Annotated in this window: 14 protein-coding genes; 6 read left to right on the top strand and 8 right to left on the bottom strand. The window is 58.2% G+C overall.

Features of this window, described 5'->3' with window-relative positions; translation table 11 throughout:
- Positions 1–6: 6 nt before the first annotated feature.
- On the bottom strand, positions 7–759 hold the full coding sequence (locus NXS98_RS05485) for an ECF-type sigma factor (protein ID WP_283847469.1): 753 nt from the start codon (positions 757–759) through the stop codon (positions 7–9).
- Complete coding sequence (locus NXS98_RS05490; RefSeq protein ID WP_283847470.1) at positions 756–4,937, bottom strand: serine/threonine-protein kinase; 4,182 nt, start codon at positions 4,935–4,937, stop codon at positions 756–758. Before NXS98_RS05490 ends, NXS98_RS05485 begins: the two co-directional genes overlap by 4 nt.
- A 264-nt stretch (positions 4,938–5,201) precedes the next feature.
- Here NXS98_RS05490 and NXS98_RS05495 point away from each other — a divergent pair, with 264 nt between their 5' ends.
- Positions 5,202–6,083: a YicC/YloC family endoribonuclease gene (locus NXS98_RS05495; protein ID WP_283847471.1), complete on the top strand. Its 882-nt coding sequence runs from the start codon at positions 5,202–5,204 to the stop codon at positions 6,081–6,083.
- Between the two features lie 51 nt (positions 6,084–6,134).
- Here NXS98_RS05495 and NXS98_RS05500 read toward each other — a convergent pair whose 3' ends face one another.
- The 3 genes from NXS98_RS05500 to NXS98_RS05510 all read right to left on the bottom strand — a co-directional run bounded on the left by NXS98_RS05500 (position 6,135) and on the right by NXS98_RS05510 (position 12,603).
- Positions 6,135–8,741, bottom strand: coding sequence for a tetratricopeptide repeat protein (locus NXS98_RS05500; protein WP_283847472.1), 2,607 nt, complete (start codon positions 8,739–8,741; stop codon positions 6,135–6,137).
- 71 nt (positions 8,742–8,812) lie between these two features.
- Positions 8,813–11,773: an excinuclease ABC subunit UvrA gene (gene uvrA / locus NXS98_RS05505; RefSeq protein WP_283847473.1), complete on the bottom strand. Its 2,961-nt coding sequence runs from the start codon at positions 11,771–11,773 to the stop codon at positions 8,813–8,815.
- 128 nt (positions 11,774–11,901) lie between these two features.
- Positions 11,902–12,603, bottom strand: coding sequence for an SOS response-associated peptidase (locus NXS98_RS05510; RefSeq protein ID WP_283847474.1), 702 nt, complete (start codon positions 12,601–12,603; stop codon positions 11,902–11,904).
- Positions 12,604–12,769: 166 nt separating this feature from the next.
- On the opposite strand from NXS98_RS05510, the gene NXS98_RS05515 reads away from it, so the two are divergent.
- Complete coding sequence (locus NXS98_RS05515) at positions 12,770–13,189, top strand: secondary thiamine-phosphate synthase enzyme YjbQ (protein ID WP_283847475.1); 420 nt, start codon at positions 12,770–12,772, stop codon at positions 13,187–13,189.
- Here NXS98_RS05515 and NXS98_RS05520 read toward each other — a convergent pair.
- Positions 13,176–13,922: a nucleotidyltransferase family protein gene (locus NXS98_RS05520; RefSeq protein WP_283847476.1), complete on the bottom strand. Its 747-nt coding sequence runs from the start codon at positions 13,920–13,922 to the stop codon at positions 13,176–13,178. The two genes, NXS98_RS05515 and NXS98_RS05520, sit on opposite strands and share 14 nt — an antisense overlap.
- Positions 13,906–14,850 carry an aminoglycoside phosphotransferase family protein gene (locus tag NXS98_RS05525; RefSeq protein WP_283848128.1) on the bottom strand — a complete coding sequence of 315 codons (945 nt, stop codon included), beginning with the start codon at positions 14,848–14,850 and terminating at the stop codon, positions 13,906–13,908. The genes NXS98_RS05520 and NXS98_RS05525 overlap by 17 nt, the downstream gene beginning before the upstream one ends.
- A gap of 385 nt (positions 14,851–15,235) precedes the next feature.
- On the opposite strand from NXS98_RS05525, the gene NXS98_RS05530 reads away from it, so the two are divergent.
- The 4 genes from NXS98_RS05530 to NXS98_RS05545 are packed head-to-tail and all read left to right on the top strand — an operon-like array spanning position 15,236 to position 19,481.
- On the top strand, positions 15,236–16,462 hold the full coding sequence (locus tag NXS98_RS05530; protein WP_283847477.1) for an efflux RND transporter periplasmic adaptor subunit: 1,227 nt from the start codon (positions 15,236–15,238) through the stop codon (positions 16,460–16,462).
- Between the two features lie 11 nt (positions 16,463–16,473).
- On the top strand, positions 16,474–17,184 hold the full coding sequence (locus tag NXS98_RS05535) for an ABC transporter ATP-binding protein (RefSeq protein WP_283847478.1): 711 nt from the start codon (positions 16,474–16,476) through the stop codon (positions 17,182–17,184).
- A gap of 11 nt (positions 17,185–17,195) precedes the next feature.
- Positions 17,196–18,563, top strand: a complete 1,368-nt coding sequence (locus tag NXS98_RS05540) for an ABC transporter permease (RefSeq protein ID WP_283847479.1) — start codon at positions 17,196–17,198, stop codon at positions 18,561–18,563.
- Positions 18,564–18,617: 54 nt separating this feature from the next.
- The gene (locus NXS98_RS05545) at positions 18,618–19,481 is read left to right on the top strand and encodes a serine/threonine protein kinase (RefSeq protein ID WP_283847480.1); all 864 of its coding nucleotides are present in this window, start codon (positions 18,618–18,620) and stop codon (positions 19,479–19,481) included.
- An 81-nt stretch (positions 19,482–19,562) separates the two neighbouring features.
- On the opposite strand, the gene NXS98_RS05550 is transcribed toward NXS98_RS05545, so the two are convergent.
- Positions 19,563–21,263: an alkaline phosphatase gene (locus tag NXS98_RS05550; protein WP_283847481.1), complete on the bottom strand. Its 1,701-nt coding sequence runs from the start codon at positions 21,261–21,263 to the stop codon at positions 19,563–19,565.
- Positions 21,264–21,424 lie beyond the last annotated feature (161 nt).

Here is a 21,424-nt window from a genome sequence, read left to right on the forward strand (position 1 = left end):
GTTATTTTAACGCTGAGAGGCAGCCAGTACTTCAATCAAGTAACGGAGTTCCTCCTGCAAATCAGCTCCTTCACTCAACGTTTGAGCAATCTCCGTCTTCACAGCGTGTCGAAAACGTTTGCGCAGCCGATGCACAGCCACTTTGAAGGCGCTTTCGCTTAACTGCAAACGTTCGGCCGCGGCCTTGGCGTCCAAGGTGGCCGCTTCCCCCGCCAGCCAGGGTTTCAGCACCGCATAATGGTCCGCGCGCCCTTCTGCTGTCATTTGCCTTTCCAAAGCCGTCAGGGCACGGGCCATGACCGTCAGGGCCCACTGCCGGTCAAACCAAGTGTCCAGCACAGGTAAAGAGACGGCCTCGGCCGCCATGTCGTGCAAGGTGGCAAGAGAATCTGAAGATGCGTCCAGAGATTGGATATCTGCTGCTCCCCCGCGTTTTATCCGGGCCTCTTTTCTACGCCGGTCAGTCAGAAAATGCTTCAAAGCGCCCAATAAATAAGAACGAAAACGACCCTTGGCTGGATCGGCACTATTCATTTGTCCCCCTTGCAGCAGCCGGGCAAAGAATTCATGAGCCAATTCACGCGCGACGTCTTCTTCATGGCCTTCCCGTTGTAAAAAGCGCACCACCGGTTGATAATAGGCCGCGCACAGTTCATTCAGGGCGGCACGCGCCTCGGGCGTGGCTCCCTGACTGCGCAGAACCAGCGTCCAGCGCGTCGGACCAAACTCGTGACCGTGTGAACAATGCGAGGGATTCACCGCGTGCTGTTAACGTCGGGCAAACGGCTTTCGACCGTCACCTGTATCGGCTTTTGATTTGTCATGGCCCACGAAAAAAGGTCCCGCCGCTCGCCGGCGCGCAAGGTCAAGGTACGCCCCACCCATAACGTGCGATTGGTTTGCAGTAATTGCCGCGCCACTTTCTCGTCCATCATGGCAGGCAGTCCGACAGTGGCGCGATATGTGACGAGCGGGAGACCCCCGCCCCCTTCTTTGCGCTCAAACCGGGTGCTGGCAGAGCTGACCCAAGCATCCCGCACCGGACTTTGCAGGCGGAAAACCTCCTGGGCACTGTTGGTATTAAGCCGGTAATCAAACCCCAGGCAGAACCGCTGGCCTTCCTGCCAAAGAACCACGTCCGTAAAGGTTAAACTGGTCAAAGGCACTTGCGTGACCGGCACGGCGCCCACCGCCGCCTCCAACAGCATGCCCGCGTCTCCCACCGGCACTCTGAAGATGGGGAGTTCCTTGCCCGGTCGCACCTCCAGAGGCTGTGCCACCAGGGACACGGCAAGGCTCTGGGCCAGCTCAGCCGCTTGGGGAGCAGATAGATTGACTGGCAGGCGAATCAGCGCTCGTTCGTGGCGCACCGCCACCAGCCCTGCCACCCCCTCGCGCAAATGAACACGGCGTGTTTCAGTTGCAAATCCATCGGCTTGTGCCCTAAAAATGACCACCCAGTTCGTGTCCAGATTTGCCACGTAGTCAATCTTCAACCAATGCGCGCTCTCCACTTGGGAAATACCGATTTCCGTAATGGTGAAACGCGCTGCCAGGGTGGCTTCGCCTGGCGTGGCGGGTTGACTGGTGGCGGCTGCCTGAAGCAGTTCCAATGATTCCTGCCAGTTTGTCCCGCCGCCAATGAGCGGGGATTGACCCATAACCAGGTGACGAAAACGATGCGCGTAACCCACGCGGAGAAACAAAGTTTCCAACTTGTTGCCGATGCGGGTTTGCCGCCAAGGTATTTCCACATAATCCTGAGCTGGCTGAGGCAAGGGTACGCGTAAAGGTGGAGGATTGCCGGGCTGAAACTGGAGGTCACCTAACCGGGCATGGCCCGCCACCACTTCTCGACCGTCCGATGTGCTGATTTTCAAGGCATACTGGGGATTGCCTCCGGCGGTCTTGGCGTCTTCCGCCAGTTCCAGTTGCAGTTTAGCCGAGACATGCTCGTCATCCGGAGCGACGATAAATCCACCCAATTCAGGCGCCGAATTGGTTCCCAGGATTAAAATCACCGTGGCCGCCTGGCCTTTGGGCACTTTGAGGTGGACTTCTCCCATCCCCGAACGCTGGTTGTTTTCCTGATCTCTGCGGGTGGTCGGGTGCAAATGAACGTTTTTGAACTCCGTCCACTGATAAGGACGCACTTCAAAATTGAAGTTTCGGATGTCGCCAAGGGGGCGTTGGCGAAAAGTTACCTGAAGGTGCCTGTTGGACTCCCGTAACAAACGCCCCACTTCCTTGGTGCCATCGGACAGCGTGGCGGTAATTTGTATTTGGAACAAATCCCGCCTGGGACATTCGTAGCTGGCTTGTAACAAAAGGTGGCCGCCTTTGTCCTCCACAGTGCCATGAAAAGCAATTTTCCACGGTATTGCGTCTAAATACACCGAATAGGAAGAGGAGGCCGCAGAAGAATCCTGGGCTAAGGTGCGCCAAGGCCCCCTGGCCATGCCGGCGTAAATCGTCGTAGTTTTCCTGTCCACCGGAAACGCCGCGTTCAGGAGGTAAAACATCGAGCCTGCCGTATCCGATGGATTATTAACGGTCTGCCCACTCCAACCACGAGCATCGGGCAACAATAGACGAGGTCCGGCATCTCCCGGCTCGAACCCATGCAATTCCAGCACCATTTGCACGGTGCGTTCGTCAGGAGAAAGGCTGCGTTGACTCTGTTCGCCTTTCATTTGCACAGCCGGTGCTGTGTCCACCGGAGAGCCATCCGGCTGCCACCAGTTACCGTCAGTGGGATGGGTGGACAAGGCCGCCAGCTTTACCATTCCTTCAGGCAATGGGTCTCCTCTTTGCAGCGGGGAAGGCACTTGACTCATACGCGGAGACCGGAGAAAAAGATAAAAAGAAAAGGGGGTGAACACAGCCAACCCAATGACCAGAAAAACCGCAAAAATCCATTTTAGCACTCCCCGCCGTTGCTTGGGCGGCGCGTTGGCGGCCCAACGGCTGGTGGCATAGACCGCCCATAGAGCAAAAGTCAGGGTGCCTGCGGGCAACAGCCACGCCAGCATCTTCAGGGCAAGGGAAGGCTGCCCGACCACGATATTGGTAAATGGAAAGGCTACGGCAATGACGGCCAATAACATCAAGGGACAACCCAAAGCCCCATAGACCGCCAGCGGCACCCCCCTCAACCTTCCGCCACCGCTGCGAATATCACTCAGGGCCACCCATCCTAAAATGGTCCCCGCCATCCCAGCCAGGCATGCCGGCCCGCCAAATACAAGCAATTCCATAAGCCCTAAACCGCCCCCACCAGCCAAGACCAAAATCAAAGGCACGCTCACCAGCACCCACGCCAGACCAGTCAATGCCGCACTGATGATGGCCTTCATGGAATACTTGGGCGACGAGGATACGACTGTGCCGCCGGGACCAACCATCGGCGCAATCGAAGATTGAAAGAAGATGGCGCGACGTTCCTTGCGTCTGCGCCAAAACAACCATCCGCCCACCCAAAGGCCCGGCAGCAGCGCCAGGAGATAGGGAAGCAGGTCTTCTATATACCCCCCCGGCGGACGCCCTTTAAGAGCGGAAGCAAAAATGATGGGCAAAATCGAGCACACCCCTAAAACCAAAAAGAAATAGACATGCCGGGGCGCAAAGCGCGAAGCCGGCATCTGCAGCTCGCGCGCGGGTATTTCCGGGGGCAACGAACCCGTCGCCCGGCGCACAATTTCGCCCACTGCCTCGCGCCACTCCCGAGTGATTTGATTGCAATCCCCGGCAGTTGCCGCAGAAGAAGGACTCAAGGTAAATAACAATGTGCGCAAATGATTACCGGTAAAATAGGTTACCGCCAGGAAATCCATCCCACCGCCCTTGACCCAGGAGGGATACCGACCAAGCCCCAAGCCCCGGATATTCGCGGCCGGAATACTGAGTTGCTTTTTCCCCTGAACGCATATCAGGCAATCGGGATACAGTTTCAAACTGCCCGTCCCCAGGAAAACGGAAACCAGGCGTCCGGCCATGGTGCAGGCATTTTCCAAGGTGCCGAAGTGGCAGCGCGTTTCTTTGAGCAGTCTCGGCCACACCGTCTGGGCGCCAACCGCCGCTCCACTGTGCGTAAGATGTTCCACCTCACTTTTGACAGCCTTCGCACTTTGATACCGTTTCTCCCGGTCCTTTTCCAATGCACGAAAGACCACGTCATCCACCGATGGGCTCACCGGCGTGCGGGCAGAAGGCGGCTCGAAACGACCAATGGGCAGTTCTCCCGTCAACATTTCGTAAAACACCACGCCCAGGGAGTAAATGTCCGCGCGATGGTCCACCCGGTTGGGCGATTCCAACTGCTCCGGCGCCATGTAATGCGGTGTCCCCAGGGTGGCGCCCGTCCCGGTCAACGTCACTTCGGGCCGCTCCTCCCCCACCAGCTTGGCAATGCCGAAGTCGGCGATTTTCACCCGCCCTTTTGCATCGAGCAGAATATTTTCGGGTTTGATGTCCCGATGCAACACGCCTTGTTCATGGGCGTATTGCAGGGCCTCGCAGATTTTGGGCACAATGGCCAGGGCCTCGCTGGGAGAAAACCTGCCTGCCTGCATGGCCTGGCGCAGGTTGACCCCGTCCACATATTCCATCAGCAGAAAATAAAACTCATCAGTTTTCCCGAAGTCATACACACTGACGATGTTGGGATGGTTTAATTTGGCCAACACCCGCCCCTCCCGATTGAAACGCTCGGCGAAATGCGGATCGCGCGCCAGCTTGTCGGGCAGCAATTTTAACGCCACCCACCTATCCAGGTGGGGCTGGCGCGCTTTGAACACAAATCCCATGCCTCCCCGGCCAATTAACTCCACGACCTCCAATTGTGGAAAAGCTGCTGCAATGCGTTGCAGCGAGGGGATTTCGGACGTGGCGGTAGGACTTAACCCTTCGCCGCCCGTGGGTGCTGCGGCATTGGCCATGACGCACCGCGGGCACAATCCCTCCGGGGCTTCGGCTGGTACTTCTGCTCCACACTGGGGGCACCTTTTCGGTCCTGCATTTTGAGTTGTCATTCTGACCTCTTCCTGAGGTCTTTGGAGGACAGGGTTACAGGAAAAATAACGCGGATAACTGATTTTGGCCACTTTATGTTTTGTCTCCCCACGGGCGCCTGCCATTCCGGAAGGTTTTGGCCAGTAAAATTGATTTGCGGCAAACTCGCTTCCTTCTCATAGTCGCGGCTTATGAAGTCCATGACGGGTTATGGGCATGCAGAATGTGCCCGTGACGGTTACAAAGTCGGCGTCGAAATCAGTTCGGTCAACCGCAAGCAGCTCGACCTGACCGTTTCCCTGCCGCGTGATTTGGAGGTCCTGGAAGCGCAGGTGCGCGACTTGGTGGCCCAATCCCTTTCTCGCGGCAAGGTCACCGTGCGCGTAACCTTGGAACTGGCCGGTGACAACGGCGGCGGCTCTCCCCGTTTGAATCATGAACTGGCCCGCGCCTACCTGAAGGAATTTCAACACCTGGCCCGCGAGTTGAAACTGGCCGGTTCAGTAACGCTGGAGATGTTAATCCAGGCTCCCGGCGTGCTGGACTCTCGCATGGCAGCACCCGAGGCAGAATCCTTCTGGCCGGCATTGCATCACGCGTTGCGGCAAGCCCTGGCGGCACTTCTGCGAACACGTCAGCGCGAGGGAGTCCACCTGGAAAAGGACCTGGCACGGCGTATTCAAATTATGCGCCGAAGCACCGCGCGCATCCGGCGCCGTGCGCCTCAGGTGCAACGGCGTTATCTAGAACAACTGCGGGAGCGCCTGCAAGCCGCCGGCCTGCCCAGCCCCCCGGCAGACGACGAGCGGTTGTTGAAGGAAATCGTCCTGTTTGCGGATCGTTCGGACATCAGCGAAGAGCTGGCGCGCCTGGAAAGCCATTTCCAGCAATTCGAGGATGCCCGTCAATCCAACGAGCCGGTGGGCCGCCTGCTGGACTTTCTGGCACAGGAAATGAACCGGGAAATCAACACCATTGGCTCCAAAGCTAATGATGCCCAGATTTCCCGCGAGGTGGTACTGCTGAAAACCGAATTGGAGAAGTTCCGGGAGCAGGCCATGAATGTCGAATAGGCGGCCGGTGCTGGGTGATGTACGGCAAGTGCCAGGGCGCGCCTTCCGGCCTCAAGGGGTGGCGGACAGCTCGCGCAGCCGCTCGATACGGCGGTCGCAATATTCGGCTAAAACGGGCAAAAGATTTTTCAGCCTTTGGTAAATGGCCTGGGCCGCGGCAAATTCCCGTTGATTTTCTTTCAAGGCCGCCGCTGCCAAACCCGCCCGCCGCAGCCAGAATGGGTCGGCCGTCTCGTCCTCGTTCAAGTTGCGTCCGTAAAGCACATTGCGGTAGTGCTCAAATGCTTCGGCGAGGAGAGCCTCCCGCTGGGCGGGTTGCAAGGCGGCCTGTTTTTCCCGCACCATCCCCAAGCCCACCTCGGCCTGGCTCCGTACGGAGACTTCAGCGGTATTGGTCATGGCCAGTTGATAATACTCCGCGGCGCTGTCGTAGAATTTGGGGTCCTGAGCCGCCAATTGAAAATAACAATCTCCGATGCGGCCCCAAGCCGCCGGCACCAGCGGGCTGGTGGGGTCGGTTTGCGGGATTTTACTCAGGATGGTGATGGCGTTGGCAAATTGCTCATAAACATTGGTAGCCCCAAAGACCGGAAGGTCCACCATGGTATCCCCATACGCGAAGTAGGCAGATAACAACAAGGGCGTGGGGGTATTGGTGTCGTTGATCAACATGAGGAAATAATTGGTGGCATCCCGCACGCTCTGCCGGGCCAGGGCCGCCCGTCCTGCCATCAGTTGCGCCTGGTAGGTCAGTTCGGAACGCGGCCAATTGGTGGTTTGAAACAGCCGTTGATAATGTGTTTCGGCATTGGTCAGGTCATTGTGGCGGAAATAATAATTGGCAATCCAAAATACGGCGCGCGGAGCCAAGGGGTGTTCCTGGAAATCTTGGGCGAAACGGGAAAACAATTCCAGGGCATTGGTTTCGCGCCCGGCTCGAAAGTGCACCCAAGCCCGGTCAAATTCAGCAGCGGGCACCTTGCGGCGGGCGGCGGCATCCGCCGCCCACGCATTGTAATGTTCCAAGGCTTCCTCCCACCGGCTTTCCTGGGCATAGCTGCGAGCCATGGCCAGGCGAGCTTCCAGAGCCAGAGGCGAATCAGGAAACCGCTGTGCCAGTTGGGCAAACACCTCGCGCGCTCGCGCCGGTTGATTGACCCGATTTAGCGCCTGGCCCAGCAGCAACATGCTGCGGTCACTGTAATAACTTTCGGGAAACCACTCCACCAGTTTGCGAAACGCCGATTCGGCGCCTGCCAGGTCACCCAATGCGATGCACGCGCGCAATATCTGATAGAGGGCCTGATCCAGAAGCTGGCCACGGATTTCAGCCACACCGGCATAATTACTCAGCACCATTTGAAACTGCGCGAGAGCATTGGAATAATCCTTTTGATAAAGGTAAGTATCACCCAGCTTGAATTGAGCCACCGCCTGATCCGGCCCAGCCGGCAGGCGCTCGGCAGCCTGGCGGAAGGAACTTTGGCTGGTCACATAGCTGCCTTCCAGCCACTGACACCAACCGCGCAGGAGCAAAGCCTTGGGCAGGTAAGGGCTTTGGGGGAAATCCGTAATGACCCGGTTAAAATGCCCCAGCGCCGCCTGTAAAAGGTTGGTTTCTGACGCCGACGCAGGAGGAACTGCGGGAGCGGAAACTCGCTCCACGTGCAGGCGTAATTTAAGCTCGCCCAAGGTGAATTGCGCCAAATCCTGGGCTGGATCGTTGGGATGATTGGCCACGAAGGCCTCCAATTTCTGTAACGCCGCAGCCACCTGATTCTGGGCCAGCGTTAATTCAATCACCTTCAAAAGCGCCTGCCGCCGCTGCGTGGGGCTGGCCACCTCGGATAAATTGCTCTCATACACCCGCACTGCCGCATCCCATTGCTGAAGTTGCTCATAAAGCGCGGCTTGCAAAGCGATGGTGTCCGCCAGGCGCTGTTTGATATTTCCCGCGCGCGCGTATTGCATGAGTTTGAGGGACGTGGCCAAGGCATTGGTGAGCCGCTGGTCGGCCATCTGCAGGCGGCACAGCAAGTAATGATGCTCCCATGCCAATTCCGGCGGTAGGCGGTCGGCATTCAACTTTAACAAGGCGACTTCCCCGGCCCGATACTCTTTCGTGTGCCACAGAGTTTCCCCCAACAAAAGGTAGGCGCGCACTACCTGTGCATCCTCCAAACGTGCCGCCGTCAATCGCTGAAAATCGCCATCCGGCTGGCCCAGGAGTTCTTTGACCCGATTCCATTCCTGCAACTGGAAACGGCATAAGGCTTCTCCGTAAATGGCCTCCAAACGGCGGCGGGACTTGGGAAAATCCCGCAGCAGTTGGGCATAATCGGCGGCCGCTGCTCCAAACTGCCGTGCTTCGTAGCGTGCTTCTGCAATCCAAAACCGGTATTCATCGGCCAGCGTCCCGGCCTGAGGAAAATAATTCTGCAACAACTCAATGGCGCCGTTAAGGTTCTTCAGTTTGAAGCGCGCCTGGGCCTGTAACAACACTGCCTCGGGCAGGCGGGACGAATTGGGATAACGCCGAACAAATTCGGCCAGCTCCCGCTCCGCCAGGTCATAGGAGCCGTCATTAAAGAGAATCTGGGCTGTGTTCAAGGCGCGGCGTTCAGCCGCACTGGCCGCCCCCCATAATGGCGTTACCATGCCCACCCCCAGGAATATTAAAGCCGCAGCCAGGAGTGGCCACCCGCGCAGACGCATGGACAACGCAACCCTCATGCCACAGGGCATTTTGCCTCGGCCAACCCCAGAACGCGACTCAAAAAACGGCCGGTATAACTGCCGGGAGTGGCGGCCACCTGTTCTGGCGTGCCCGCCGCCACCAAATAGCCGCCGGCCTCGCCGCCTTCGGGACCAAGGTCAATCACCCAGTCGGCCGTCTTGATGACATCCAGGTTGTGCTCAATGACGACCAACGTGTTGCCCGGGGCACGCAGTTTGAAGAGCACCTCCAATAATTTGGCAACGTCATGGAAATGCAAACCCGTGGTCGGCTCATCAAGAATATACAGTGAATGGCCGCTTTGTTTGCGGCTTAATTCTGCGGCCAGTTTGAGCCGCTGGGCCTCCCCACCGCTCAAGGTGGTGGCGGACTGGCCCAGTTTCAGGTATCCCAAGCCGACTTCCGCCAAAGTTTGGCAGGTATCACAAATCTGCGGAACCGCCCGGAAGAAGGCGACGGCTTCGTCCACCGTCAGATTCAATACGTCGGCGATGTTCAACCCTTTGTAATTGATTTCCAAGGTCTCGCGGTTGTAGCGGCGCCCGCCACAGGCCTCGCAGGTCACATAGACCGGAGGCAAAAAATGCATCTCAATTTTAATCAGCCCATCGCCCTGGCACTTTTCACAGCGCCCACCCCGCACATTAAAACTGAATCTTCCTGCGTCGTACCCCCGCACCCGGGCGGCCGGCAGACGCGCAAACAGCCCGCGGATGTGATTAAAAATGCCGGTATAAGTGGCGGGGTTGCTGCGAGGCGTGCGGCCAATGGGCGTCTGGTCAATGACCACAATTTTGCTCAACTTGTCCGCCCCCAAGATGGCCGTGTGTGCCCCCGGCTGTTCTTTTGAGCCGTACCATTGGCGAAACAAGGCCCGCCGCAGGATGGTATCCACCAGCGTGCTCTTGCCGGAACCGCTCACGCCGGTGACACAGGTAAAAGTGCCCAAAGGAATGCGGACATGGATGTTCTTGAGATTGTTTTCCCGCGCCCCAAGGATTTCCAGCCAGCCGCGCTCGGGGGCTGGCGCCACTCGTTTGCGTGGCACGGCAATGCTGAGGTCCCCGCTTAAATATCGGCCCGTCAGGGAACGGGGATTGTTTAGGATTTCCGGCAACCGCCCCGCCGCCACCACCTCGCCCCCATGCACCCCGGCCCCCGGCCCCAGGTCTATAATATAATCCGCCCGCCGGATGGTATCTTCATCGTGCTCCACCACGATCACTGAATTGCCCAGATCGCGCAGCCCCTCAAGCGTCTGTAATAACTTCTCATTGTCACGCGGATGCAAACCAATGCTTGGTTCATCCAGGATGTACAGCACCCCCACCAGGCCAGCCCCGATTTGCGTTGCCAGCCGGATACGCTGGGCTTCACCACCGCTCAAGGTCCCGCTTTCCCGGTCCAAAGTGAGATAGCCAAGCCCCACATTCTTCAAAAAGCCGAGCCGCGCCCGGATATCCCGCACCAAATCCTGGGCAATTTGCCTCTGAAACTCCGTCCATGACAAAGCGGCGAAAAAAGCGTCCGCCTCCTCAATGGAAAGCGCACAAACGTCCATGATGGAAAGTCCGGGAATGTGGGGGCCGGCAGGTTTCTCGCCAGCAGGGGGGCTTTTCTTGAATCGCGCCGCCAGCGCATCGTCACCCAGGGTCACGGCTAAAATCTCCGGCTTCAGCCGGCGGCCGCCGCAGGCATCACAAGGCTGGGGGTTCATGAAGGCTTTGAGCCGGTTTTTGGTAAACTCGCTCTCGCTTTCCTGATAAAGCCGTTCCAAATTGGGCAATACCCCTTCAAAGGGGCGGGTGATTTTACTCATCTTGCCGGCGCGCCAGAAGGTGAACTCAATCTCTTCCTCCCCCGTGCCAAACAGCACCTTCTGCCGGAAATCCTCCGGTAGATTCTTCCACGGGGTTTCCAGGCTCTGGCCATAGTGAGCGGCGATGCTGCGCAACATGGCCTTGTAATAAACCACCATGCGCTTGCCCCCCCGCCGCCAGGGCAGAATGGCGCCGTTTTCCAGCGATTTTTCCGGCACCGGCACCACCAGCGCCGGATCGAACACCAATTTTTGCCCCAATCCGTGGCAGACCGGACATGCCCCCTGCGGTGCATTGAACGAAAAATGCTTGGGCGTGACCTTTTCAAAGCTCCGGCCGGTGACCGGGCTGCAGGCCCGGGTGGAATGAAGTGTCTCGGCCCAGGCCTCCCCAGAGGAGGCCTCAGGCGGTTGATGCAGCACCAGGACCGAGCCTTCACCCCATTTCAGCGCGGTTTCCACCGAGTCGCTCAAACGGATGCGAATCTTGTCATCCACCACCAGCCGGTCCACCACCACTTCGATTGTATGCCGCGCCTTGGGGTCCAGCTTGATGCGGGTGTTGGCCGCCAGCTCATGCATCTGGCCGTCCACTCGCGCGCGGACAAACCCCTCGCGCGCCAGCCGCTCGATTACATCCCGAAACTCTCCTTTTTCATTGCGCACCACCGGCGCCAGCAACATCACCCGCGTGCGCGGCGGCAGCGTCAGGACTTTGTCCACGATGTCACTGGCCGTTTGGGGTGTCATGGGCACCCCGCTATCGGGACAATGCGGCTGGCCCAGATGGGCAAACAACAGGCGCAAATAATCGTAAATCTCGGTGGTGGTGGCGATGATGGAGCGGGGATTGGCCCCCGAACTCTGTTGCTCAATGGCAATGGCCGGAGAGAGACCCTCAATGTAATCCACGTCCGGCTTCTGCATTTGGTCCAGGAATTGCCGGGCGTAGGCGGAGAGTGACTCCACGTATTTGCGCTGGCCCTCGGCATAGAGCGTGTCAAATGCCAGCGATGACTTGCCCGAGCCGCTCAGGCCAGTAATGACCACCAGGCGCTCGCGGGGTATCTCCAGCGTGAGGTTTTTCAGGTTATGCTCACGCGCACCGCCGATTTTTATAAACTCTTTTGCCATACCCTTCGCCTGGCCACCAAGGCCAAGTTCTTCATACTAAGGCGTCGTGCTGGCATTTCCAAGATTTTCCAAAAAAAACGCTTTCAGGAATATCGCTGCTTTTGAGGCATCAAGCAGCGCCGCAGGCACTACTCCGGCTCCAAACACTCCGGCCCTTCCGCGCCCGGACGATTCACGCGACGTGAGGCCGGCAGGCGTAGCATGGCATCCGCCGGAAAAGGTTGCAGCAGTTTCTGTAATTCCTGTGGTGGGCTGGCAGGATTGAGCCAAAGGCGGAGAGCTTCGCCGGTTAGAATGACCGGCATGCGGTCATGGATTGGCCGCACCAGGTCATTAGCCGTGGTGGTGATGATGGTGAAGGTTTCCAAAGGCCCGGCGGGGGGAGTATCCGTGCTGAACAATTCCGTTTGCGCTGCCGGTCGCGGTTGCCAGACAGCCCATAAACCTGCAAAGCAAAACGGCGCTTCATCCCGCAAAACAAACCGCCACGGACGCTTGCCTGCGGGGGTCGTCTCCCATTCATAAAACCCATCCGCCAGCACCAGACACCGGCGCCGTGCAAAGGCCTCCCGGAAACTGGGCTTTTGCCGCAAGGTCTCGGCGCGGGCATTAATCAATTGCGCGCCAATTTTGGCATCCTCAGCCCAGGACGGCACCAATCCCCAGCGCATGAGTTTAAGCTCGGTTGCCTCCTGGGTGCGCACAATGACGGGGGCCGGTTGTTGAGGAGCGATGTTGTAGCGGGGCATCCAGGCCGGCAAACCGCCCCGGCATTGCACCAGCGCGAGGATGGCCTGCAAGTCTCTAATTTGTGTGTAACGCGCACACATTATCGCAATGGTTCTGCTGCACCCAACACGCTCCTAAGATGGTGGATGCATCCTTCCATGTCCACGGCAATCGGCCGTTTATCCGGCTATAAGAGGCCACCCAACGCAGGGGTGGCAGGCAATTTTGCCTGACATCAGGTTTCAAGGAACGCTAGAATATTCCAGCATGAAATCACTTACCGAATATCTTTGGTTTGAAGTGCCGGGCCGGCGCGGATTCGTCAATATCACCCCCACGGTGGAAAACCTGGTACGCAAAAGCGGAGTTAAAGAGGGATTATGTCTGGTCAACGCCATGCACATTACTGCGTCGGTGTTCATCAATGACGCGGAAAACGGTTTGTTGCATGATTACGAGGTCTGGCTGGAAAAACTCGCCCCCCACGCACCCATCGAACAATACCACCACAACCGCACCGGCGAGGACAATGCGGATGCCCACATGAAACGGCAAATCATGGGCCGGGAGGTCGTCGTGGCCATCACCAACGGGAAATTGGATTTCGGCCCGTGGGAACAAATTTTTTACGGGGAATTCGACGGCAACCGCCGCAAGCGGGTTCTGGTAAAAATCATTGGGGAGTAAGTGGCGAGGGTACGGCGCGAGACTCGAAACTTGCCAATAACGCCTCCGCGCGCTGCAGGTCGGGAATGGTGCCGGCCTGGCACCAAAGTCCTTGATGCGGCAAACACCACAAGCGGTTTTCCGCCATGGCTTTCCGCCACAGCACTTTGGCTGAGAACTTTCCCGGGGGCACGCCCGCCAATACGCGCGGATGCATCACATATACGCTGGCGATGATGTAAGGCGCATCCTGCGCCTCCCAGCCGATGGTATTCGCCGGCGTCACAAACAAATGATCCTCCCCGCGATCATAACCCAGGGCACGGGCGCGGGATTGAACCAAAAACAACCAGTCCATGCGCGCATCATCCCACTGCCGCGCCAGGCGTTGCAGGGCCGGTTCGCCCCGGTCAATCCACAAAATATCCGCGTTGATGACAAAAAGGGGACGATTACCCAGCAGCGGCAGCGCCTGCCGCAATCCACCACCAGTTTCCAACGGCTCTTCCTCCTCGGAAATGAGACAATTCAAGCCAGGGTAACTGCGGAGGTATTGAATCAAAGGCTCTTTGAGATGGGACACATTGACCACCACCTCACGCACGCCGGCCTCCCGCAAATGCTCCAAGGCGTGCGCAATCATGGGCCGGCCAGCGATGGGCACCAGCGGTTTGGGCAAACGATCAGTCAAAGGCCGCATCCGCGTCCCATAACCCGCAGCCAACACCATGGCACGGTCAATTGGGGTATCCATAACGTTCAAACCATTCCCGGACCGGTTGCAAAACGGGATGTCTTAGGGCCCGAGCCAGCAGTCGGCGCACACGAGGTGAATGGCGTTGTTGATATTGTGGTTTGCCATCACGTACCGCCAGGCGGGCAAAAATGGCGAGCACCCGCGTATGCCGTTGCGCGGCCAGAATGGCCAGGGAGTCCTTGAAAGTTTGCCCATCCAAAGCGGGAAACGCAGCCAAATAACGCTCTAATAGCTTGGCACATACCACTGGCGGCACATCACGGCGGGCGTCCTCCAACAAGGACGCAACATCATAAGTCACCGGCCCGCAATAGGCATCCTGAAAGTCTATCAGGCCAGCACGTTGAATGCCCTGTCTCTGCGGCAACCACATGAGATTGGCCACGTGATAATCCCGCAAAAGAAGGGTTTGAGGCACCCGGTGAGCCAGCGGCAAGACCTGCATCCACCGCTGGCGGTATTGTTCTCTGGCGGATTCATCCAGCCCCGTGGCCACCCAATCAAGGTATAGTTCGATGTCCGCCAGCATTTGGGCGGGATGATATTCGCGCCAGGGTTGAGGAGCAGCTTGGGCAGATTGATGCAGCTTTATAAGCACCTCGGCGGCCAAGGTATATAAAGATTCTTCGTCATGGCCCTGCTCCAGCAACTGCGTGAAGGTGATGTCGCCGAAATCTTCAATGACAGCGCAACCGAAATCCAAGTCAGCGGCGTACACTTCCGGAGCGCTGAAACCCAACCGGCGCAGATGCTGGGACAGTGCAACATAAGGTGGCAAGAGAACGGGAATGGCGGAGGCATCCATTAAAACCGCCGACTGCGTGCCGCGCCATAAACGGAAATATCGGCGGGCAGAGGCATCACCGGCCAAGGGCTCCACACGGGCCGCGCGCCACTCGGTGCCACCCAAGAAGGACTGCACCACCGGGTTCAAGTTTAACTGCTCTCGACGCACGCGTGCAGCGTAAATGGCTGAAGGTCAGGGCGCCAGCACTTTTGATGCAACCGGCGGCGAGAGGACCTCTTTTTTCGGAGCCACCATGCCTGGCGCTGCAAACTTGTTGCCACTGACCGACTTTGCTCTGCCCCAGCTCAGGCAGGTAAGCTTCATGGCAAACGGGTGGCTCTGATTGCCCGCTATCAGGGCTGATGTTGTAAAGCTCCAAGTTTGAATAAAATGGGATTGCAGGCGTCATTATTTGGGTAGATTTTAACGCAAGGACGACGCTCCGCTGCCGATGGCCTCAGGTCTGCGTCAAGTGAAGGCCGCCAGCGGCGAATATCGTCTTTGAGGGATTAAGGGAAAACCGATGCGTTTTGTTTTGATCATTTTAGTAGTCTTGGGGACGGTCGGCGGTGGCTATTATTTTTACCAGAGCCGGCATGCCCTGTTGCCTGGCCCGGCCGCCCCCCGCGAGATTCCCACGGCCCTGGTGGAACCACGGGACATTGAGTTCGTCATCACAGCCGCAGGCGACATTGGCCCGGCGGATCAGGTCTCGGTCCGCATGGAGGTTAATGGCCGCATTTCCGTTTTGCCGGTGGACATCGGCGACCAGGTCAAAAAAGGGGAGCTGTTATGCCAGTTGGATGACCGCGACCTGCAGATTGAGCGCGACCAGCGGCTGACGGAAATCTCCGGCGCCAAATTGCAAATTGAGTCAGCCTCTTTGCGTCTGGAGAAAGCCCAGCGCGACTATGAGCGAGCGGTCAAACTTTACGAGGAGCGCGTGGTGGCCAAAGAAGAATTTGACAACCTCAAAACGGAGCTGGACGCCGCACGCAACCAGGTGGAAGTGGCCCGCAACAATCTGGAACGGGCCGAGAAAGCGTTGAAACTCGTCGAAGACCGCATCACCAAAACCCGGATGCTGGCTCCTTTTGATTGCACGGTGTTGACCCGGCCGGTCTCGCTGGGGCAAACCGTCAGCGGCGCCGCTGGGTTCAATTCCGGTACGGAAATCATGACCATCGCCAACCTCAACGAGATGGTGGTGAACGCCCACATCAATCAAGCCGATGTTGTGCGCTTGCAACAAGGGCAGCGTGTGGAAATCCAGGTGGAATCACTCCCGGGTCTTAAATTGGAAGGGCGCGTTGAACGCATCGCGCCCCAAGCGACTATTCGCAACAACATCAAAGGCTTCGCCACACGCATCCAAATCAAGGATATGGACCCCCGGGTGCGTCCCGGCATGACGGCCACCCTGACCATTCCCGTGGCCTCGGTGACCAATGCCCTGGCCGTGCCCCTGGCCGCGGTATTCACCGAGGAAGGACAGCGTTTTGTACTGGTCCAGGGCACCTCCGGCGTGGAGCGACGCGACGTTAATGTGGGAATCTTTGATTACCAATATGCGGAGGTGCAATCCGGCCTGAAAGCTGGCGAACGGGTGTTATTGGAAATGCCCCGGGAAGGTTTTGAGGAATTGAAAAAGGCCAGCACCAACACCTTCAAGGCCAGCGCGGAAGGCGGCAAGGGCGGCAAAGGACTGGGGGGTAATCCGGGGGGTGGCCCCCGGCGAGGCGGCAGTTAAAGGAATTTCCCATGGCGCTGGTTGAAGTTCGCAACGTCAGCAAGATTTACCGCCTGGGCGGCGAGGAAATCCGCGCCCTGGACAATGTGTCTTTGGACATTGAATCCGGTGACTTTATTTCCATCATCGGCCCCTCAGGCAGTGGCAAGTCCACGCTCATGCACATCCTGGGTTGCCTGGACAGCCCCACCTCCGGCACCATCAAGCTGGACGGGGTCATGATTCATGATGCCTCGCCCCGCCAACTGGCCCATATTCGCAATCAAAAAATAGGTTTTGTTTTTCAATTTTTTAATCTGCTGCCCAAGCTCAACGTGTTGCAAAACGTGGAGCTTCCCATGGTCTATGCCGGCCTGTCGGCCAAGGCGCGCCGGGAGCGGGCCGAACGCGCGCTGGCGCTGGTGGGTTTGGAAAACCGGGCCAAACATCGCCCCAATCAACTCTCCGGTGGCCAGCAGCAACGGGTGGCCATTGCCCGGGCGCTGGTGAATGAGCCGCGCATCATTTTTGCGGATGAACCCACCGGCAACCTCGATTCCCATACCGGCGAGGCCATTCTGGAACTTTTCCAGCAGCTCAGCCGCCAAGGCCGGACCATGGTCCTGGTCACGCATGACCCGGAAATTGCGGCTGTCACCCCCCGGCGCATTGAAATTCGCGATGGCCGGATCGCCTCGCAGATTGATCCACGGCTGGCGGGCATGTCCCTGGCACCCGCCTAGGCTCTGGCGCCATGCAACTCGGCACTGACATCTGGCTGGGCTTTCGCGAAATCTGGGCGCACAAGTTTCGCTCCCTGCTCACCATGATGGGCATCATTTTGGGGGTGGCCAGCCTCGTCGCCATGGCGGCGCTGGTCAAGGGCATGGAAAACGGCCTGCGCCAGGCGCTCATCGAAATCGGCGGGCTGGAAAGAATCCGCATTGAGGCGCAGGACGTGCCGGCCCATCAACTGCATCTGGCGGATCAGGCCGTCGGCACCACGCTGGATGACGTGGAGGCGCTGCGGCGCAACGCCACCTTCGCCAACCTCATTGTCCCCGAATTGCGCACCCGGACCGCGGTGATGACCCACGGCACCCGCAAATTCAGCGCCTGGCTGTTTCTGGGCACCTGGCCCGGCGCACTGGAAATCAACCAGCACGAAATTGCCCATGGCCGCATGTTCAATGAATTGGATGACGCCGAAGCCCGCAGCGTCTGCGTCATTGGCACGGCCGTGCGGGATGCCCTCTTCGGTTCTCCCGAGGAAGTGGGGCACGAAATCATTCCAGTGGGCAAAACCATTTTGATTAATCAGCAGCCCATGACCATCATTGGAATGTTCAAGCATTACGAAAGCGAGGATGACCGGCGCCGACGCGAGCAGGAAGCCCAACAGCCCCGGTCGCCGGAAAATGTCAGCGGCCCCGCTCGCAGCCGCGGCTGGCAGCCCCGCTCACCGGGAAGCTGGGTTTACTACATCAAAAACACCTCGGTCTATATTCCACTGAATACGATGCAAACCCGCTTCAAAACCGTGACCGCCACCAATCCCGTGCCGGACCGCCGCATTTCGGTGATCAACATGCGCATCAGCGGCATTGAAAACCTCGAACCAGCCCTGCAGCAGGCGCGCAACATCCTGCTCAACACCCATAAAGGCATCGAAGACTTCGCCTTCCGCACCCAGGAGGATTGGGCCGAGCAAATCACCACGGCCATCCGCAACGCCCGCCTCAGTGGGGGGATTATCGCCGCCATCAGTCTCTTGGTGGGGGGCATTGGCATCATGAACATCATGCTCGCCAGCATCAACGAGCGCATCCGCGAAATCGGCATCCGCAAAGCCATCGGCGCCACGGATACCAGCATTTTCATCCAAATCCTGATTGAAAGCGCGGTCATTGCGCTGATTGGCGGCGTGGCCGGCCTCGCAGCCGCGCAGGGATTCGTCAAGCTGCTCGCCTCCGTCACCCCCACGGGCAATACGCCGGTGGTCACCTTCAGTGCAATGGCCATTGCCTTTTCCTTCAGCATCCTCACCGGTATTGTGGCCGGACTTTTTCCCGCCTTCAAAGCGGCCCGGCTGGAGCCCATCCGCGCCCTGCGCCTGGATTGATTTGCGCGGTGACATCTCCACCGGGGCTGTGTTAAAACAGCCCGCGCGCAGGCCATGATTTTCGACAGCCTCACGTCATCCAGCGGCGGCGCCGGCACCCAGCCGGGGCCGTTTGGACGTTTTTATCTGCATGAATTGATTAACAGCGGCGGCATGGCGGACATCTGGGTGGCAACCGACGCGCAAAACCGCACCTACGCCCTGCGCAAGCTCCATGACCGCTACAAATTTAACTTTGTGGCCCGCGGGCGTTTCCTGCGCGGCTGTGAGCTGCTGGCCCGCCTGCCCCCCCATGAGAACATCATCCGCTACATTGACCATGGGCGCATGGAAGGCTCGCTCTACCTGCTCATGGAATATGTGGAAAGCTCCAATTTGAAGATTTTGCAGGCACGGGCGGATGAGGTGTTCGTGCAAAACATCAGCCAAATCTTGATTGATCTGGCCCTGGCCCTCGAACACATGCATGACCACCACGTGATGCACCTGGACGTGAAGCCCGAAAACGTCATCATGACCCGCAATGGCAGCATCCGCCTGGTGGACTTTGACCTGTGCCAGCCCATTCCCGAAAAGCCGCGCAAGTTCGGCCGCAATCCCGGCACTCCCCATTACATGGCTCCCGAGCAGCTCAAGCGCCTGCCCTTTGATCATCGGGTGGACATCTTTGCCTTCGGCGTGACGGCCTACGAGCTGCTGACCTATCAGAAGCCATTTCCGGGGGATACGCCGGAAGAAGTGTTGCGCAGCCAAATGGACCGCGCCTCCTATTTTGCCGCGCCGCGTGACCTCAATCCGGACATCCCGCCCGCGCTGGAAAAAATCCTGCTGAAATGCATGGAGAATGACCCAGACCGGCGCTATCCCATCATGAGCGCGCTCGTGCATGAATTGCAGAACGCCCTCTACCTGCCCTAACCTGCCCCAAGCCCAAAGCGGCCCAGGACACGGCGGCCAACCGACGGCACTTGGCCGGTGAGAAGCCCCGGCTAAGGCGCGTCAAACCATCTCCTCCACCCAGGGTGCCCCATAGGCTGCGATATCCTCGGTGGACGGAGGAATGATGTCCGCATCGGCAAATTCCGGGACCGACGGATTGCGGAAATTGACCCCGGCCAGGTCCACGTAGTGCCCAAAAACATCGGTATTTTGAATCAACCCCTTGAACCGCTCGGAGCCAGGCCCGAAAGCCACCACTGGCGAGTAATCCGAAGTATGGGAATTGCCGATCCAGTTAACGCCAGTGTAATTCGCCAGTAACTGCCCCAACTGCGCCGTGTCATTATTCAGTTGTTCAAACAAGGCATCTCCCTGGCGCAAAAGGTATTTTTGGAACCACCGCGCCCGTTCCACCGGCATCTTGTACCCCGTCCACTCTTCCACCACAGCGACGATTCGGGAGGCTTCCACCCAGTACCCGTATTCCACGGTGCGTTGCTTGGGCTTTTTCTTTTCCTCCTCGCGTTTGGCCTTGTCCTCGGCCTCTTGCAGTTTGCGCTGAAGTTCCTCATCGTCATAGCGATAAAGCACGGTGGGCATTTTATAGGGCAGCGGTTCCTCCTTTTCGGAAACCGATACCGGTTTGACTTCAATTTTGGTGCCCTGCTTCTTGATCTGATCCAAAATAGTGCCCACCGAGCCTTTGATTTTCTCAATGTTAGCCAGCCGCATGGGACTGCGCGAATAGCCGCCCCCCATGCCGTTAAGGCCCGGATTTGAATTGCCGTGGTCCGTCGTCATGACCACCAGCGTATCCGGATGCTCCTTCACGAAGGCCACCACCAAGTCAATGGCCTCGTCCAAAGCAATTTGATCCCGGATCGCACCCGCCGCACATGAGCTGTGGGCGGCGTGATCCACCCGCCCGCCTTCAATTTGCAATATAAAATTGCGAGCATTAGCCAGCCGCTCCAGTGCAGCGGCGGTCATTTCCGCCAGGGTGGGCACGCGTTCGCGCAGTTTGGCATCGCGCTGGTGATCCACGGTGTAAGGGAGATGGCTATCAGTGAATATGCCCAGCAGCCTTCCTGTTTTCGGCGCCGCTTTCAGTTCATCCCGCGTTTCCACCACGCTATAGCCAGCTTGCCGGTACTCCGCTTTGAGGTCACGCTTGTCCAAGCGCTTTTTCTGCTCAAAGAATTGTTTTCCGCCCCCCAGCAAAATGTCTATGCGCCGCTCCAGATATTGGGCGGCAATAAGTTGCGGATTCTCACGGCTGCGCACATTGGCGGCAAACCCTGCCGGGGTGGCATGAGTAATCTCCGTGGTGGTCACCAAGGCACGAGTCCAGCCTAGCTCACCAAATACGGTGTAAAGCGGCGTCAGACGCTTGCCATTGGGGAGGACATTCAATACGCCGTTCATCACCCGCGCCCCGCTGCCCCAACTGGACGAAGCCGCCGCTGAATCCGTCACCAGCGAGTTCAGGGAGCGCATGTTCATGTAACAAAACTGCGTGCCCGGCTGGTTCATTAATTGCACCCAGGTCAGCGGCCTTTTGCGCACAATCCGCGAATAATGGTCGGCGCACGCGAGCGTGCCAGCGCTCATGCCGTCGCTGACAATATGAATGATTCGGGCAGGTCGCTGGCCGGGGCGGGCATTCAGTGTTTCAGCGGAAACGGCAATATGCGGCGCCCCAACGGAAGCTGCTGCGGCAGCAAGGCCCGCGCGAGTAAAAAAACGTCTGCGGTTTAACATGGAGCAAAGTTAGAAGACATCCCTCGATTTGACAACCCCGCAAGTTTTGCAAGGGCGGAGAATTGTCATCCTGGTGGCAAGGATTATTAAGAATAATTGCAAGTCGTTGCGGCCATGTGCATTAAGCATTACCACGTTTCCAAAGTAATCCCCACACCTCC

Origin of the sequence: Fontisphaera persica (assembly GCF_024832785.1) — a bacterium.
Taxonomy (GTDB): Bacteria; Verrucomicrobiota; Verrucomicrobiia; order Limisphaerales; family Fontisphaeraceae; genus Fontisphaera; species Fontisphaera persica.